The organism is Cupriavidus sp. 2KB_3, from assembly GCF_052115685.1.
GTDB classification, from domain to species: Bacteria; Pseudomonadota; Gammaproteobacteria; order Burkholderiales; family Burkholderiaceae; genus Cupriavidus; species Cupriavidus campinensis.
This window is the reverse complement of record NZ_JBFRHD010000012.1, coordinates 109,984-125,424: the sequence shown is the minus strand read 5'-3', so window position 1 is coordinate 125,424 and position 15,441 is coordinate 109,984. Positions and strand designations below refer to the sequence as shown.

Genomic DNA, 15,441 nt, shown 5'->3' with positions numbered 1-15,441 from the left:
ACATTCGAGGAAGCGTAAGGCGTTGAATTGTAAGAAGAAACCTCGATCCAGACAGATAGGTTAATAGCCTATCGGGGGTTCGAATCCCCCTCTCTCCGCCAGAATGCCTGTAACCCCTTGAATCGCCAGAATCTCTAGGTGCACCAAGGGGTTTAGTTTTTTGTATGGTACAAAAACAGGTACAAAAACCGGCACAGACGAAGAGTGGCACGAGTACGGTCATCGAGGACCACACGATGCCGCAATACATGTCGAAAAGCCCCAGCGGGACAGGCTACCTGTTCCGCCGTGCAGTACCCGCCGATGTCCGCTCGGTTATCGGCAAGCGAGAATTCAAGTTCACCTTGGGCGGTGACTACCGCACCGCCAGTCAACGCTGCCGCGAACTCGCCGTCGAAACAGACAGGGAAATCGAAGCTGCTCGCGCTCCCGCTACTCGGCAACCAAGCCCGAGCGGCGGCGAATCTGAGCGCGTGATCGCGCAAAGTTCCGCCCCGCTCACGGCTATCACCTCAATTGCTCCGGATTTTGTTGCGCGCCTGCGTGCTGCGGTTGTTGAACAAGTCAGACATGCTGACCAGGAGCAGCGTTACCGTGCCCGTGTAGCGATAAATCCAGCTGAGAAGCTGGAAGAAATCGAACGGGTGAGAAGCTGGGCCAGGCTGGCTCAGTTCGGCGACGAGACGGCGGCATATGGCTGGCGCGACATGTTGAATGGCACGCTTAAGCGCAGCGGATACTGCCTTGCTGATGAGCTGCGAGGTTCGTCGCAAGAGCGTAGTCTTCTGATTGAATATGCTGCTGCCTACGGTGAAGCACTCGACATTCTCGAAGCCCAATACTCTGGCAAGTCTTTGCCGATTCGGCTGGCCGTGGAACCCATCAAGCGCACGGAGCCGGCATTTGGCGCGGGTGCCATGCTGCTATCGACGGCAATCATGGAGTTTCTTGAGCACCTTCCGCCTGCTCAACGGGCAATGAACGAGAAGCACCGATTCATTCTCCCCGCCTTCCTCGAAGTGGCGGGCGACATGCCCATCACCGAACTCCGTCAGTCGCATGTGAAAGACTTCCTGCTTACCGTCCAGAAACTCCCGCCTCGCTGGTCTGATCTGCGCCGGAAAAACGGTCAGAACATCCGAGATTTGGCGAGTAAGGGGTGGAGCGAAACACTTTCGCTCAAAACCTATGAAGGTTCATATCTCGCGTCACTGCGCACGTTTATCGACTGTGCCGTTGCTGATTGGCAGGATGTCGGGTTCCCAACAACGCTGACAACGAATATTCCATATCTTGGGTCACGCACGACGACCGAACGCAAGCAGCGCGCGCTTCGGCCTGACGAGATTCGCCTGATTTTCTTCAACGACCGGATGAAGAAGTTTGTAGCCAGACCTGCTCAGGTGCATAAGTTCTGGCTGTTGGCTATAGAGCTGTACACAGGCGCCCGTGTACGAGAAATCTGCCAGATTAACCCTCAGAGCGATTGGGGGAGCAAGGATGGAATCTGGTGGGTGCGGTTGACCAACGAGCCGGGAGAAAACCCAGACCCGGACGTCATCAAGTCGGTGAAGACTGGCAAGCCTCGTACGATTCCGATGCATGCTGAACTCGTTCGGCTCGGTCTACCGGACTATCTCGAACAACTGAAGCGTGGCGGGGCACGGCGGCTATTTCCGCAGTGGACGCCGACGGGCGGTGATGCCGGCGCAGCGCCTGGAAAGTTTGTGGCGAACTACATGCGCGCAATCGGACTGCATGGTGTCGCTAACGAGCAAGGAAACGCGGTGCGCGGTTCGCACACGTTCCGGCATACGCTGCTGACATATGGCAGGAAAATCGGCGTCAATCTGCGCTGCATCAGCGGCCATAAAGAGTCGTCGGATAACCAGGTCGCAGACGGTTATGAGGACGAAACGGTGTTGCTCACGTTGGCCGACATGTCTGCGCGTTTGGCAAAGCTGAATTACAGTGTAGAACTACCAAAGCCGGTTCCGGCACTGGTAGCCTCGTCCCCTCGTTAAAGGCGTACCAGCGCATCTTCACCAGGGGTCAAAGCTCGACGGTAGCGGCGTGTAGCTGGGGCCAGGGCTGTACGATGGTTGCCATGTGTGTGAATCGGTGCCATACGGGTTGCCGCCCACGTCGATGTAAGTGTCGTCAATCAACGGCAAGCCGGTCACGGGGTTGATGTCCTGGCCGATGTCATTCGGTGCGTTGCTCATAGTATCTGCTCCTCAGTTGGCTCCATCAGCCCGCCCGATCCGGGCGGGCGGTACGGTTCAGTCTTCGTCCGGGTTCATGATGGTGATAACTGGTTCGCCTTCGTCACCAGGGCCTATGACCATATGCAAGGTCATCAGCTTGAGGTCTGTCGCCGACCCACCACGCGGCACGGCGTAAAGCTGAAATGGAACCCGGCAATTGCATTTGGCCCGTCGTGTTGCCATGTACCCCATCCACACCACGTCCCAAAGCCGCCCCTTCTCGTCCTGAAGCGTCTGGCGCGCTGAATCGGCTTCAGACCAGGCGACAGTCTTCCCCCATGCTGCGGCCGTCATGGCAACGGGCACTCGGAAACCAGCCTGTCGTGCGGTTTCCGTGATATCCACCAGAACACCATCCACAAGCGCCTGCGCGCGTGTGTATCGGTAGATTGCTTCGCCGAAAATCTGCTCAAGCTCCAAGGAAGTTTTTTTCATTGTGTACTCCAACTGCTACCGGGCTTCAAGATTCCGAGCCTGAATCCATGCTTGCCCAGGATGTCGCATGGTGCTCGCTGGCATTGCTGCCGCCGTTCTTCTGAGTTCGTCGCCTGCGAAAAAGGACCGCAAGCCAGACGGACGGAACAAGCGCAGTCAAAGCCGCAGCCCCCAACGGGGGACCGGGTGCAGAGGCGCACGAAGTGACCGCAGGTCTTGTGTAGTCGGGGTGGATTGCGGTTGCATCGCAGAAATAGCGACGAACCTCAGAGCGAAGGGAGCAATGACTTCGGGCTGGCGACAGGCTGGAGGCGGCTACAGCCGCCTTATCTGCGCTTCCAGGCCGTGAGCGCAGACAGGTCAATGACTGTCGAGCGAAGCGGCCTGCTTTCGTCCTTCAGCTCGGCCTGACGAGCCCTTTTTCGGGCGCGATAGCGCCGGGCGCGCTCGGCGTTGCTGAGTGCGTCGGGCTTTCGTGGACGGCCAATCTTGGGCGTGGGTGCGTTGGACGGGTGTGAGGCTGCTTCCCCATGAAATAGGTCCAACGTGAAGGGGTCGTGTTTATCTCGCATGGAGAGTATAGGCAGCGTCACGGTGCGTGAAAGCGTTGATGTGACGGGTCGTCACGAAAACTATCCGTGACCGCGTGACGCCATCACGACAACGACGGTGACAACCTGTCGCGCTCACTTGCCCCTTGATTTTCCGACAGGCAACTGTCGCGGGTTCTCGCGGCGATCGCCACGAGAACCCGCCTTGTTTCCGTTATTGCGTCACGGAAAAGGCCAAGCACAAGCACTCTGCCGCGAGCTCCCTTGCGGTGGCCGTTCTGGCAAGCCACAGGCGCGCAGCCGTCCGGCAAGGGCCGGGGGCGGAGTCGGGGGCCGCCTGGTTGCGAAGCTACCTGGCGGGGCAAGGCGTCCAGCCGCAGCCCGTCGCGCTGCGCGGTGCCTACACCGTCAATGCGAGGCCGGGGGGAGCCGCGCAGAAATCGCCGGCAGCTCGCAGAGCGTCGCCGCAGCGCTAGCCGACCCCAAGCGTCGGCGGTTCTGCGCGGGGGGCGTAGCCCCGCGCCCCCACGCCGCAGGCGCGGGCAAGCGGGTCACACAAGCGCGTTCAGCGGGCCGGGTGAGCTGCTTGCCCGCGCGTGGAGTGACCCGCTGGAAGCTGGTCACGGAAGGCGTGGGGGCGCCGGTGTTTCAAAGCACATGGCCGGGCATCCAGCCCGGACAAACACCCGGCCTGGCGTCCAGCCAGGTTAGAGGGTGTGGTGTGCTCCAGCCGCTTCGCGGCTGTTCGTTCCCCGTGTTCGTCCCCCATCGCACACGGGGATGAACAGGTAGCCGCCCTATACGAATCATGACAACGACACTAGGAGGTCATGATGAGTAAGAAGGATGGGCGGCAAGTAGCTCGCGAGAACGAGGCACGGGTCCTGCGGGCCCTGCACCGGCTGGGCTGGTTGCGCACGCGGGATTTGGCGGCTCTGTGCTGGCAGCGGTGGGCCTTCAGGCCAAGCGGGCCACCTGGCATGGAACCAGCGCAGCCGACCGCCTCAGCGGTGCGGATGGCACAGCGGACCATGCGCCGCCTTCGTGATGCCCGTCTGGTCATCACCGGGCAAGGGCCAGACGGCAGTCGCATCTACGCACTGTCCGAAGGCGGTGCGCGAGCATTGAAAGATGCGGGCGTGACGGCTATCAGCGGCAAAGACCTAGTGCGGGGCTTTAGCACTGCGTACTACCGGCACCGCTGCATTGCCAACCAGGTCGCCATTTCCGGTATGGTGCAGGGTTTTCGGGTCAGCACGGACAGAGAGATTGCACAGGGCCTCTGGCTCGGCGGTGAAGCGGGCATCGCAGGCAAGCGGCCAGATGTCCTCCTGCGTGGCAGCAATCGTGTCTGGTGGGTCGAGGTTGAGCGCTCCCGCAAAAACGCCAAGGATTACAAGGCGTTGTTGGTCTGGTTGGGTAAGATACTGCGCGACAGTACCCGGCGCGATGGTTCCCAGCTTCTGGGGCCGGGGCAATCGTGGGGGCGTTTGATTTTCATCTGCACTCCTGCCTTCGAAGCCAAGCTGCGCCTGGATTTGGAGGGCATAGGGTGGACTCGACAGCAGGTCGATGTGCTATCAGCCTTCCAAACTACGCTATACCGTTTTGAGGACACACTGTTTCCACAATAGAAAGGCAAAGGAGCGTGGCTTGGGCTGGTGCCGCGCTGCACGAAAACCATCTCGTTAAGGCTACAAATCCTAGTCTTGACCTTGCGGAATGCATCACCGGCTGCCGCTCGTATAATAGGTTCCCGCCCCCGGCTGAGTCACTTCGGCCGGGGGCGGTTTTCGTAGCCGTTATTGCGGACAATAGCGACTGATAAGAGCAGAAGAGGGAAAGACGCCCGGATGGCAACTGAATACGACCACCTGAACCGCGAAGCGCTCATTGAACTGCTGAAACGGCGCGACAGCCAGACGCCTTACGGCTTGGTGTGGGAGAGACGCGGAATTGAACACGACACGGCCCTCAACAGAGATTTTGTGGGCCTGGAGCTTGATCGGGCCCTGTCGTGTGGTCCCGCGCCATGGCGTAATCTCATCGTTGAAGGCGACAACTACGACGCCCTGCGGAACTTGGTCAGCACGCATGCCGGTGAGGTCAAGCTCATCTACATCGACCCGCCATACAACACTGGGCGCAAAGACTTCGTCTACAACGATAGCTACATCGACCCAACAAACCGCTATCGGCACTCGACCTGGCTGGAGTTCATGTACCAGCGCCTGCGCCTCGCAAAGGACCTGCTAGCAGACGACGGCGTCATCTTCGTGTCCATCGACGACAACGAGTTGTTCAACCTTGGTCTGTTGATGAACAAGGTGTTTGGCGAGCACAACTTCATTGCCAATGCCATCTGGCAAAAAGTGTACTCGCCCAAGAACACGGCCGTTCACTTCTCGGATGACCACGAGTACATCTTGGTCTATGCGGCCAATCGAGGCATCTGGCGACCCAATCCGCTGCCTCGCTCGGCGGAGCAGGACAAGGCGTACAAGAACCCTGACAAGGACCCGCGCGGACCTTGGAAGCCCAGCGACTTGACTGCTCGGAACTTCTACAGTGAAGGACGCTACCCTATCACTTGCCCCTCGGGCCGAGTGATTGAAGGTCCGCCACCGGGTACCTACTGGCGTGTGTCACGTCCGAAGTTCGATGAACTGGATGCTGACAACCGAATCTGGTGGGGCAAGGACGGGAACAACATCCCGGCACTGAAGCGCTTCCTCTCCGAAGTCAAGCAAGGCGTGGTGCCTCAGACCCTGTGGACCTACGATGCCGTGGGCCACACGCAAGACGCCAAGAAGCAGCTCAACGAAATATTGCCCAAGGAGCGCAACGAGGATGTGTTTTCGACGCCAAAGCCCTTGCAGTTGATGGACCGCATCTTGCGCCTAGCGACGAAACCGGGTGACTTGGTGGTGGATTTCTTCGCAGGGTCAGGGACGCTCGCCCAAGCGATCCTTCAGCTCAACAAGGAAGATGGGGGCGAGCGCCGTTTCATCCTCGTGTCCAGCACCGAAGCTACTACCGATGAGCCGGACAAGAACCTGTGCCGCGATGTGTGCGCTACCCGCGTGCGGCGCGCGGCCGAAGGCTACACGTCGGCCAAGGGTCAGCAGGTCGAAGGGCTTGGCAATGGTTTCGCATATCTGCGAGCCAAGCACATCCCAACCCACAGACTCGAAGAGCGCCTGGATGACGACTTGGTCTGGTCGTACATCCAAATGAAACACCATCACCCGCTGATTGAGCGGGCGCCATTGGCGTCGGTCTCGGCCTGGAGCGGGCAGACGCTCATCTACCTGCCTGGCACCACGGCCAAGATGAAGGCCGCATTGCGGGAGGCGCTGACGCTGCACCCGCAAGCAATCGTGTACACCTGGACCCCTGCCGCGCTGGCGGGCATGGTCAACGAGAACAATCTGCGAGAGGTGCCCGCAGACCTGACGCGCGGCTTCAGGTTCGGCAACCTAGGAGGGGACCAAGCATGAGCCGCATCGACCCATTAGTCTTTCAAGAGCGGCACATTGCGGCTATCGTGACGCGCTTCCAAAACGTGCGTGACGACTACAACCGCCTGACCAACCCACAGGAGCTGGGCAAGTTGCGCAAGCAATCAGCTGCGGTCATGCTCCAGGCTCCGACCGGCATCGGCAAGACGCTGATTGCCACTGAGGTTGTGGCCCGGTTCTCAGCGCTCGAAAACGTGGTCTGGTTCTGGTTCGCGCCCTACGCCACGTTAATTGACCAAGCAGCAGCCAGCTTGCAACGTCAGGCCCCGCAGTTGAAGATTTTGAGCATCGAGCACGAGCGCAGCCCGGATGAGCTGGCCTCAGGCGCTCTGTTCGTCATCACCTGGCAGACGGTGGCGACTAAGACCAAGGAATCGCGCCTTGCCCGCACGACGGGCGACGATGGCCTGTCGGTCGATGACCTTATCGCCCAGGCTCGCGCCCTGGGGCTGCGCGTCGGTGTAGTCGTGGATGAGGCGCATCACGGCTTCGTCAAGGCCAAGGAGGCTTACCGCTTCTTCGCCGACGTGCTAGAGCCCGACTACGCCCTGCTGATGACTGCAACTCCCAGGGACACCGACGTTGCAAGCTTCGCCGATAAGACGGGCTACCAGATGGGCGGCTCGACGGACTGGGCAAGCATCACGCGTTACGAGGGCTATCAGGCCGGGTTGCTCAAGCTCGGCGTGAAGACGGCTCAGTTCCTGACCGGGAACAATGACGATGCCGCTCTGGTGGACTTCGAGGAAGTCGCCATGTCCGAATGCGCGGCCATGCACCGACACATCAAGGGCGTGCTGGCTGAGAAAGGCGTCAAGCTCACTCCGCTCATGCTGGTGCAGGTGCCTAACGGAGGCACAGCGCTGGACAAGGCCCGCGAGTATCTAACCGGGCCGCTCAAGTTCCCCGAATCGGCTGTCAAAGTCCACGCCTCAGAAGAGCCCGACCCTAACCTGCAGGCCCTGGCGCAAGACCCGACCGTTGAAGTGTTGATATTCAAGATGGCGGTTGCCATGGGCTTCGATGCCCCGCGTGCATTCACACTAGCAGCCCTGCGCGGTACCCGTGATGCGAACTTTGGCATCCAGGTGGTCGGGCGCATCATGCGTGTGCATCCGCTCTTGCAGCGCCGACCAGGCACCCCACAGGTCTTGAACTACGGTTATGTGTTTCTGGCGAACCGCGAGGCTCAGGAGGGCTTGACGGGCGCGGCAACGGTCATCAACAAGCTCCAGGAACACACGGCGAACACCACGCCCGAAACGGTCGTCACGTTCACGGTGGACTCGTCGTTTGTGCAGGTCGTGAAAACGGGCCAGACGGCGGCGATATTTCCTCCGCCCGATCATGCGCAAGCCGCCGCCGCCCTGACGCCAAGCGACGCGGATTCTACGGCCACAACCAGCGACCATCAGCAAAGCACTGCTCGGCTGACGCAGCACACGCCCTCCCTTTTTCCCGAGCTTGCTAAAACGGAACTAACACACGGCGTACACGATGGTCCGACAGCGTTGGTCGCGGCGTTCGAGCTGGATGCGGAAGAGCAGTACGACTACCCGCTGAAGGTGCAAGAGCTGCCACAGTTCGTCACTGAAGTGCTACCGACTAATCCCGATGATTTCGAGGCCCAGTTGGTGTCGTTCGTGGATTTCTCTGGAGTGCTTGCCGACCGCGACCGCAGCCGGACCAAGCTGGTCAAGCGGACCGTGGACATCTTTGAGGCTGACGACACCCCGGACGACCAGGATGTCTGGGCCAAGATGTCGGCGGCCAGCATCGCGCAGCGGGCAAGGCAGATTGCGTTTGAGTACCCTGATGTGGACAACCGCCAGTTTCTCCAGGCCCTGCGTAAGCGTTTCCGTGATGCGCTGGAAGCGGGCGGCTTTGACCTGCCCGAATCAGATGAGGGCCTGACGCAGCAGCTTGAGCTGGTGCTGGTCCGTAATCCAAGCCTGATTCGGCAGGCACACAAGCGCTGCCGGGCCAGTCAGATTCAGGCTCAAGCCTTCGCGCTACCCCAGGTGCTTCAGTCCAAGTATCGCTTGGAACCTGCGAAACGGAACGTCTATGGTACCTTCCCGGCAGACCTGTCGCCGGAAGAGCTGCGCTTTGCCGAGATTCTTGATACCTCATCCGAGGTGGAATGGTGGCATCGCAACCCGCCGCGACAACCGGGAGCGGTAACGCTGTACCGCTGGTCCAACGGCGTCGGCTTCTTCCCGGACTTCCTGGTGGCCGTGAAGGACCGAAAGCTCGCTGGGGGCGTGGCGTTAGTGGAGTTTAAGGGGCCGCAGCTTCAGCAGTACGACAAGGAGAAAGCCGGGGCCTCGCATATGCACTATGGCCGGGCGTTCATGGTCGGCGTGAAGGCGAAGGGCGTGAAGGAGCTGCGCTTGTTCCGACTTGTGGATGGGGAGCTGGTAGATGACGGGTTGTTCGAAGTATCCCGGCTTCGGCATGAGTAACTGCGCCAGCATGTAGTGGCACCACATGGGCGTCGGACAAGTGGCAATCAGAAGGGCGTCGCGCGCCCGGCCAACGAGCCGGGCGCTAGTGTATCCGCGCGCCAGTACCGTCGTTCCTGGATGCCCGACCGCGAAGCGGTCCAAGGAAACATGTCTGCTTGAGCATGGCGGGAAGCGTGGCGGGATACCGCGAGACCGGCTCTATACTAGAGCGTCGGGGAGGCTCAGCGGCATATCGCAATTTCCAGCGTAGTGGCTTGTGCCGCTGAGGGGCGAAGCCCCCTATGGATTGATATATATAAGTGCTGTATATAAGTAGTATTGGGCGCCATTTCTTCTGAAAATTCCCTTGATTTACATGGAAAATTCAGAAATGGCAAATCCTTCAGTCCATGGATTTTATCCGCTAGTCCATAAATCAATTATCCGTCAGTCCATCTCCGCACTATACTTGCACATCACAACTTCGGAAGGATGACGGTGCAAGAAGCGATTGAGGTGTTGTCGTGGCCGGAACTTAGCCTGCCCCACGGGCTGTTGGCTGATACTCGTATTGCGCCCAATGCACTTGTTCGCAGCGCGGCGTTCAGTACGTTGGAGTATGCGGGCGGTGCTCAGCGGCCAGAGATTGCAGCGGAGCCCTTAAGTCTGGCGGCAATCAAACCATATGTGATTGTGCAGGTTGCCGGGCTACGCTTATCGCAAAGTGATGCCGACCTATTCTTTTGGCTGCTATCGCGCGTCTATCGTGGCGGAGCTCCAAAGGGTGATGCCCCGGCATTCTTTAAACGCGCCGAAGCGCTAGCTGCGCTGGGTCGCAAGCGGGGCGGCAAAACAGACCTGTTGCTCGAAGACTCGTTGCAGCGCCTTTCTGGCGCGGTTTTCGCTTATGAAATCCCTGGTACGGTAGGTCGGACGAAGCTCTTGTCTTGTGTCGAGCGCTTTGATGGCGGCGAAAACCCCTACGACTACAAAGTTACGGTCGCTGGTGACGTGGCGCCGCTCCTCGACGACAGTGAATGGCTGGTACTGAACGGGAAAATCCGTGAGCAACTTGCGAGCGATCCGCTCGCAAGGGGGTTGTACGCTTTCTACGCATCTCACCAATCCGCGTTCCCTATGTTGCCTGACACGCTCAAGGGATTGATGGGCCGGGAATCTATGCAGGACAGCAAATGGCGAAATGCACTCGTGAACGCCCTTGCGAAAGTGCGGTCGGCTACCGGATGGGTTCAATGTGAATTGGTGAGTGCGGGCCCACTTACTGGAAAGATTGTGGTCCAGAAGGGCATCCACCGCAGACGGGGACGCGCCACAAGTTCAAAAGTTCTCAAGCCCGTCCATAACGAAACTGAGTCATGTTCGCCGCCTGTGCGGGCGGAGTCGCAATAATCCATCGAGAGGCCGCGTGGCTCGAGATGGCTTTCAACCGCCTCGCGGCCCTTGGCGGTCACCAAATTGGAAAACGACACATATCCGCGTTGCTCTCAAGGGCTATTTTCTTTTCCCCAGACAGGAATCTACCTGTTGAGCTGCCACCTGAAAGTCAAGCAAAGAAATTGCCTGGCGTATCGCGTCATATAGCATCGCGTTGGCCGTAGCCCTGGTAGGCGTTGCTGGATTCGCGGAGTTATATGCCCCACTAATTCGGATAACCGCGGTGGAACTAGCTTGGCTGGTGACACAATCCCGGCCACCCTCCCTGCTCTTAGGGGGGGCGTGCGTGATGGATGGCCGTGATATGCTACTGGCGGGCCTACGGATAGATTTATTGTCGTGTTTCGCGACAGGTGGAAGTCTTGTTAGGAAAGATTGCCGTTGCGTCGATGTAGCAATGTGCCATGAATGCTGCCAGAGAGTGTCCGTAGCGCCCGCCTCAAGCGCAGTGCACAAAACTAAAAAATGACTACTCGCCTTGCAAGCCTAAAGGCCGCTACATCCCTCCATTCCCTCGCGCAAATCCTCGGCTACAAGTCTAAAGGCTTAGCATACGTCGTTCATGGAATTTCAGACGATGCAAAATACAAAGATTTTCAGATTCCAAAACGCTCTGGTGGAATGCGTACGATTAACGCGCCCGTTCCGCAGCTAAAAAAACTACAGAAACATCTGGCTCACCTCCTCGAAGATTGTGTGGCCGAAATAAATTTAGCACGCGGAATGAAGAAGTCGCTGTCGCACGGTTTTCGACCCAAGCATTCCATCATGACGAATGCCGCTGTTCACCGGGGGCGACGCTACGTATTCAATATCGACCTTCAAGATTTCTTCGGTACCATAAATTTTGGCCGAGTTTGGCGATTTTTTGAGAGAAATCGCGAGTTTCAACTAAACTCCAGTGTCGCGCGTACCATCGCACAAATAGCCTGTCACAGCACTTTAACGCCGGCAGGCACTCTTACAAAACTGCCACAAGGCAGCCCTTGCTCTCCAGTAATATCGAATCTTATTGGGCACGTACTAGATATACGCATGGCGCAAATTGCAGCAAACGCTGGCTGCTATTATTCACGATATGCGGATGATTTAACGTTTTCCACCAATAAAAGAGAGTTCCCCTCATTAATTGCGACTAGGGTTGATGATGCGACTCAATGGGAGCCCAGTAGGAAACTCATTCGCGAGATTCGCCGTTGTGGTTTTGAAATAAACCCTACGAAAACCAGAATGCAGTTTAAGGATTTCCGGCAGGACGTCACTGGCGTAATAGTCAACTCAAAGCTTAACATTCGAACAGAGTACGTTAAGAACGCGCGTGCGATGGTACACGAGCTGGTTACCAAAGGCGAGTTTCGAATTAAAAAGATGTCACGGGATGACACAGGCGCCTGGATAACAACAACAGAAACGGGCTCCGAGACGCAGCTTAGAGGGATGCTGAGTTTTATCGACTCAGTACGTCACTTCGAACAATGCAGAGATACTCCGAAGAATAACGGAAAGCCAGACTATAAGCTGCCTCGTGTGTCCCTAGAGGAAATGGATGGGGCTGCGCGGCTGTATCGCCGATTCCTGGTTTTTACGCAATTTTTTCGACCTAGCAGGCCGCTCATATTCTGCGAAGGGAAAACAGACAATGTTTATATCAAATGCGCACTGCGTGAGCTATTTGGAAAATATCCAGCGCTAGTTGAGAAGAAAGCCGGCGGCGAACTCGAATTTAAGATTGATTTTTTTGGTCACTCGAAGATAGCGGACCGCATTCTTCACCTTGGCGGTGGGACTGGGGATATAAGCAACTTCATCGGAAAGTATGGCGCCGAGTTCAAGAGCTTCATCCACGATGGGAAAAGAAATCCGGTAATAATTCTCATCGACAATGACTCTGGTGCGACTCGGATATATTCTGCGATTGCAACCGCCATGAAAGTCAAGGAAGTCGATGGAAAGGCGCCATATTATTTTGTGCGGGACAATTTATACGTTGTTCCAGTGCCGTTGCGGAACGGGAAACCGACTGCCATTGAAGACTTCTTTGAAAAATCCGTATTAGATACTCTATTGAATGGAAAGAAATTCAGTAGGGCTGATAAATTTGATGCCGGCACCCAATACGGCAAGCATCTTTTTGCTGAGCACGTCATTAAAAAGGGGCAAAAAAATATCAAATTCGCGGGATTTTCTGAAATTTTGGATAGGATAGACCAGGTACTAACCCTTCACGCGGCGAAGAACTAGAGTGTTGCTCCCTGTCGGGCGCGCCGGACGGCGCAAGCAATGCACATAGTGCGCATACAATCATTCGGCCTTGATTGAGCCAATTGCACCATCGCTAGCGAAGTGGTCCGAAATTGTGAGCTGTGAGGACCTCCATGTCTCACGTGTACCTTAGATTTAGCAAAAAGCCGGGGATGAAGAATGCTAAAAAGAATCAAAGAAATATCTGGGGTAGGGCCTTATATTTCCTGCAAAGCGGCTGCAGTTGAACTTAAAAAGCTGACTTTGGTCTACGGCAGTAACAGCTATGGAAAGTCTACGCTATGCGACGTATTAAGGACATTGGAGGCTCCTGATACAACTCCGATAACCGAAAGGAAAACCATTCCAACGTCAGCGACACAAAAGGTGTTGTTGAGTATGTCGGAGGATGGGCAACCCGAGATACCTCTGCGGTTTATAGATAATGCCTGGATTGACGCCATACCTTACGGATTGAAATATGCTGTATTTGATTCGGGTTTTATTTCGCGCAATCTATTTACAGGTCAGGATATAGATAGGCGAAACAAGGAGGCGCTAACCCAATTTGTCTTGGGCGAGCAGGGTGTAATTCAGGCTGAGCAAATTGCGACTGATAGTAAGGCGCAAACACAAAATAAAAGTGAGCTGAAGGCCATTGAAAAGGGATTTAGCGGAATCCCAAATATTCAGTCGTTTATAAATACTCATGTTGCTGAGTCGACGGTGGCAATTGAAACGGCCATCGCTCAATTGAACGTCTCGATAGACCAAAAGCAAAAGCAGATTACCAACGCCAATAAGATTGCTGCGCGGCCTGAACTGGTTGATTGCCGTTTTGTGATTGGTGCCAGTGATGCGATTAATCAAGTAAATGAGTCGCTTAAGCTCTCACTCCAGGCAGTTGACGACGAAGCCAAAAGGAAGCTGGAGTTGCATATTAAGAATCATATGCAAGGACGCTCAGATGCCCAGCAGTGGATTCGTCACGGACTAGAATTCGCACAGGGGAATGACTGTCCATTTTGCTCGCAACCATTTGGCGAAGAGGCCAACGAGCTCATTGATGTATATCGCAAGAGCTTTAATGAAGCGTTCAAGGCGAAGTTTGCCGAGCTGAATGCAACCATGAAGACCTCGTTTGAGCGATTCCAAAAATACAGCGGCGTCACCTACGAAGCTAAAATACAGGCCAATCTCAGTGCAATTCAATTGTATCCAGAGTTGGTTGAAGGCGAATCGTTCAGGTCACTTCCGTCCTTGCTAGAGGGGACGGCGGCCGAGCTTACTAAATCGGCCGATGCGTTTAATCAGTTGTGGAGTGACGTACAGCCGGAGCTAGCCAAGCTCATTGAAAAGAAACGCGAAATACCACACGAGGAAATTGCGGGGCTCGATAGCGCATCAGTACTCCTAGCGGAGGAGGCTATTGCGAAAGCGGTCGCTGAATACAATGCGACGACACAGAAAATCAACGATGAATTTACCGCATTTAAGCGGTCAATAGAAACGGAAAGACTGCAGAAGGAAATAAACTCGCATAATGTGGAATTGGGGGCGCTTGGCCTGAAAAAAAGGCGCCTCCAAATGAATGTCGCGTGCGAGGAATATAAGTCGCTATCCGCAAAAATTTCTGAGCTTGATAAAAAAATAAAGAAGGAACAGCAGGAACTGTCGCAGCAGCAGTCTGCCTTTCTGGAGAAGTTTTTCGAGAAAATTAATCATTATTTCGTGAAATTTGGGTCACGAGACTTCACTATAAGTACCGACACGACTCTCGATGCAAAAGGGCATCAACCTGTCATATCGCTAATTGTTAAGTTCAAAGGCAAAAAAATACCAACGTCGCAATTGGTACGTGTTTTTAGTGAATCGGATAGGCGCGCTTTGGCTTTGTCTATATTTTGGGCAAGGCTGTCAATAATGTCTGATGATGAAAAGAAGAAGACAATATTGATTTTCGATGACCCTGTTACCAGCTTTGATGACAACAGGATTTCAGTGACCATGATGGAAATTCAATCTGCCCTGGATAATTTCTGTCAGGCGATTTTTCTGACGCATTATCCCCGACTTGCGCGACACATGCTGGTCGATATGAGATTGTCGGGTAGTATGGCAGTTCTCAAGCTGAGCAAAGACTTGAATGGGACCGCATTATCACATGGCGCGGAGGAAGATTTTGTTGAGACCGAGCATCATCGCAAATATAAGAAACTTAGAAGCTTTGTAGATGGTGCGCGCGATAGGGAAATAGACTCTGACCTGCGGGTATTCTTGGAAACTGAGGTTCATGAGCGATATCGGCAGCAAATTTTTGACAACGGGCTCGATAAATGCCAATTAGGTGAGTTGATTACCGGGCTTGAGTCAGCAGGTGCGCTTTCCCAAGAACAAGCGAAGAAGCTTCACCAGTTCCGAGAGGCCCTCAACGGCCCGCACCATGCTTGGTCGTCTCGCAGCCCCGATGATTGGTCAAGCTTGGCGGAGCAGATGTTGTCCTTTATCTATTGCGACCTGTAGC

The 15,441-nt window shown here is 55.8% G+C and carries 9 protein-coding genes; 7 read left to right on the top strand and 2 right to left on the bottom strand.

Annotation, left to right across the window (positions count from 1 at the left end):
* Positions 1-236 precede the first annotated feature (236 nt).
* A complete protein-coding gene (locus tag AB4120_RS14785) occupies positions 237-2,024 on the top strand; it encodes a DUF6538 domain-containing protein (protein ID WP_441642482.1) in 1,788 nt (595 codons plus the stop codon).
* An 18-nt stretch (positions 2,025-2,042) separates the two neighbouring features.
* Here AB4120_RS14785 and AB4120_RS14780 read toward each other — a convergent pair whose 3' ends face one another.
* On the bottom strand, positions 2,043-2,225 hold the full coding sequence (locus AB4120_RS14780; protein WP_441642481.1) for a hypothetical protein: 183 nt from the start codon (positions 2,223-2,225) through the stop codon (positions 2,043-2,045).
* Between the two features lie 57 nt (positions 2,226-2,282).
* On the bottom strand, positions 2,283-2,702 hold the full coding sequence (locus tag AB4120_RS14775; RefSeq protein WP_441642480.1) for a DUF6573 family protein: 420 nt from the start codon (positions 2,700-2,702) through the stop codon (positions 2,283-2,285).
* A 1,531-nt stretch (positions 2,703-4,233) separates the two neighbouring features.
* Between AB4120_RS14775 and AB4120_RS14770 the strand changes: the two genes are divergently transcribed.
* From AB4120_RS14770 to AB4120_RS14745, 6 genes are all read left to right on the top strand, one after another.
* Positions 4,234-4,887 (top strand): hypothetical protein, encoded by a 654-nt coding sequence (locus AB4120_RS14770; RefSeq protein ID WP_441642479.1) that lies wholly within the window; start codon positions 4,234-4,236, stop codon positions 4,885-4,887.
* Positions 4,888-5,106: 219 nt separating this feature from the next.
* Positions 5,107-6,753, top strand: coding sequence for a site-specific DNA-methyltransferase (locus AB4120_RS14765; RefSeq protein ID WP_441642478.1), 1,647 nt, complete (start codon positions 5,107-5,109; stop codon positions 6,751-6,753).
* Entirely contained in the window at positions 6,750-9,239 is a 2,490-nt protein-coding gene (locus AB4120_RS14760) for a DEAD/DEAH box helicase (RefSeq protein ID WP_441642477.1), read from the top strand. The genes AB4120_RS14765 and AB4120_RS14760 overlap by 4 nt, the downstream gene beginning before the upstream one ends.
* Positions 9,240-9,719: 480 nt before the next feature.
* Positions 9,720-10,631, top strand: coding sequence for a plasmid replication initiator TrfA (trfA, locus tag AB4120_RS14755; RefSeq protein ID WP_441642476.1), 912 nt, complete (start codon positions 9,720-9,722; stop codon positions 10,629-10,631).
* Positions 10,632-11,141: 510 nt separating this feature from the next.
* Positions 11,142-12,917 (top strand): retron Ec67 family RNA-directed DNA polymerase/endonuclease, encoded by a 1,776-nt coding sequence (locus AB4120_RS14750; RefSeq protein WP_441642475.1) that lies wholly within the window; start codon positions 11,142-11,144, stop codon positions 12,915-12,917.
* 180 nt (positions 12,918-13,097) lie between these two features.
* Entirely contained in the window at positions 13,098-15,440 is a 2,343-nt protein-coding gene (locus AB4120_RS14745; protein ID WP_441642474.1) for an AAA family ATPase, read from the top strand.
* The last annotated feature ends 1 nt before the right edge of the window (position 15,441 follow it).

What these genes read in the sequence shown, in the direction of transcription:
- AB4120_RS14785 (WP_441642482.1), top strand. Translation starts at nt 237, where the DNA reads ATGCCGCAATACATGTCGAAAAGCCCCAGCGGGACAGGCTACCTGTTC.
- AB4120_RS14780 (WP_441642481.1), bottom strand. Translation starts at nt 2,225, where the DNA reads ATGAGCAACGCACCGAATGACATCGGCCAGGACATCAACCCCGTGACC.
- AB4120_RS14775 (WP_441642480.1), bottom strand. Translation starts at nt 2,702, where the DNA reads ATGAAAAAAACTTCCTTGGAGCTTGAGCAGATTTTCGGCGAAGCAATC.
- AB4120_RS14770 (WP_441642479.1), top strand. Translation starts at nt 4,234, where the DNA reads ATGGAACCAGCGCAGCCGACCGCCTCAGCGGTGCGGATGGCACAGCGG.
- AB4120_RS14765 (WP_441642478.1), top strand. Translation starts at nt 5,107, where the DNA reads ATGGCAACTGAATACGACCACCTGAACCGCGAAGCGCTCATTGAACTG.
- AB4120_RS14760 (WP_441642477.1), top strand. Translation starts at nt 6,750, where the DNA reads ATGAGCCGCATCGACCCATTAGTCTTTCAAGAGCGGCACATTGCGGCT.
- AB4120_RS14750 (WP_441642475.1), top strand. Translation starts at nt 11,142, where the DNA reads ATGACTACTCGCCTTGCAAGCCTAAAGGCCGCTACATCCCTCCATTCC.
- AB4120_RS14745 (WP_441642474.1), top strand. Translation starts at nt 13,098, where the DNA reads ATGCTAAAAAGAATCAAAGAAATATCTGGGGTAGGGCCTTATATTTCC.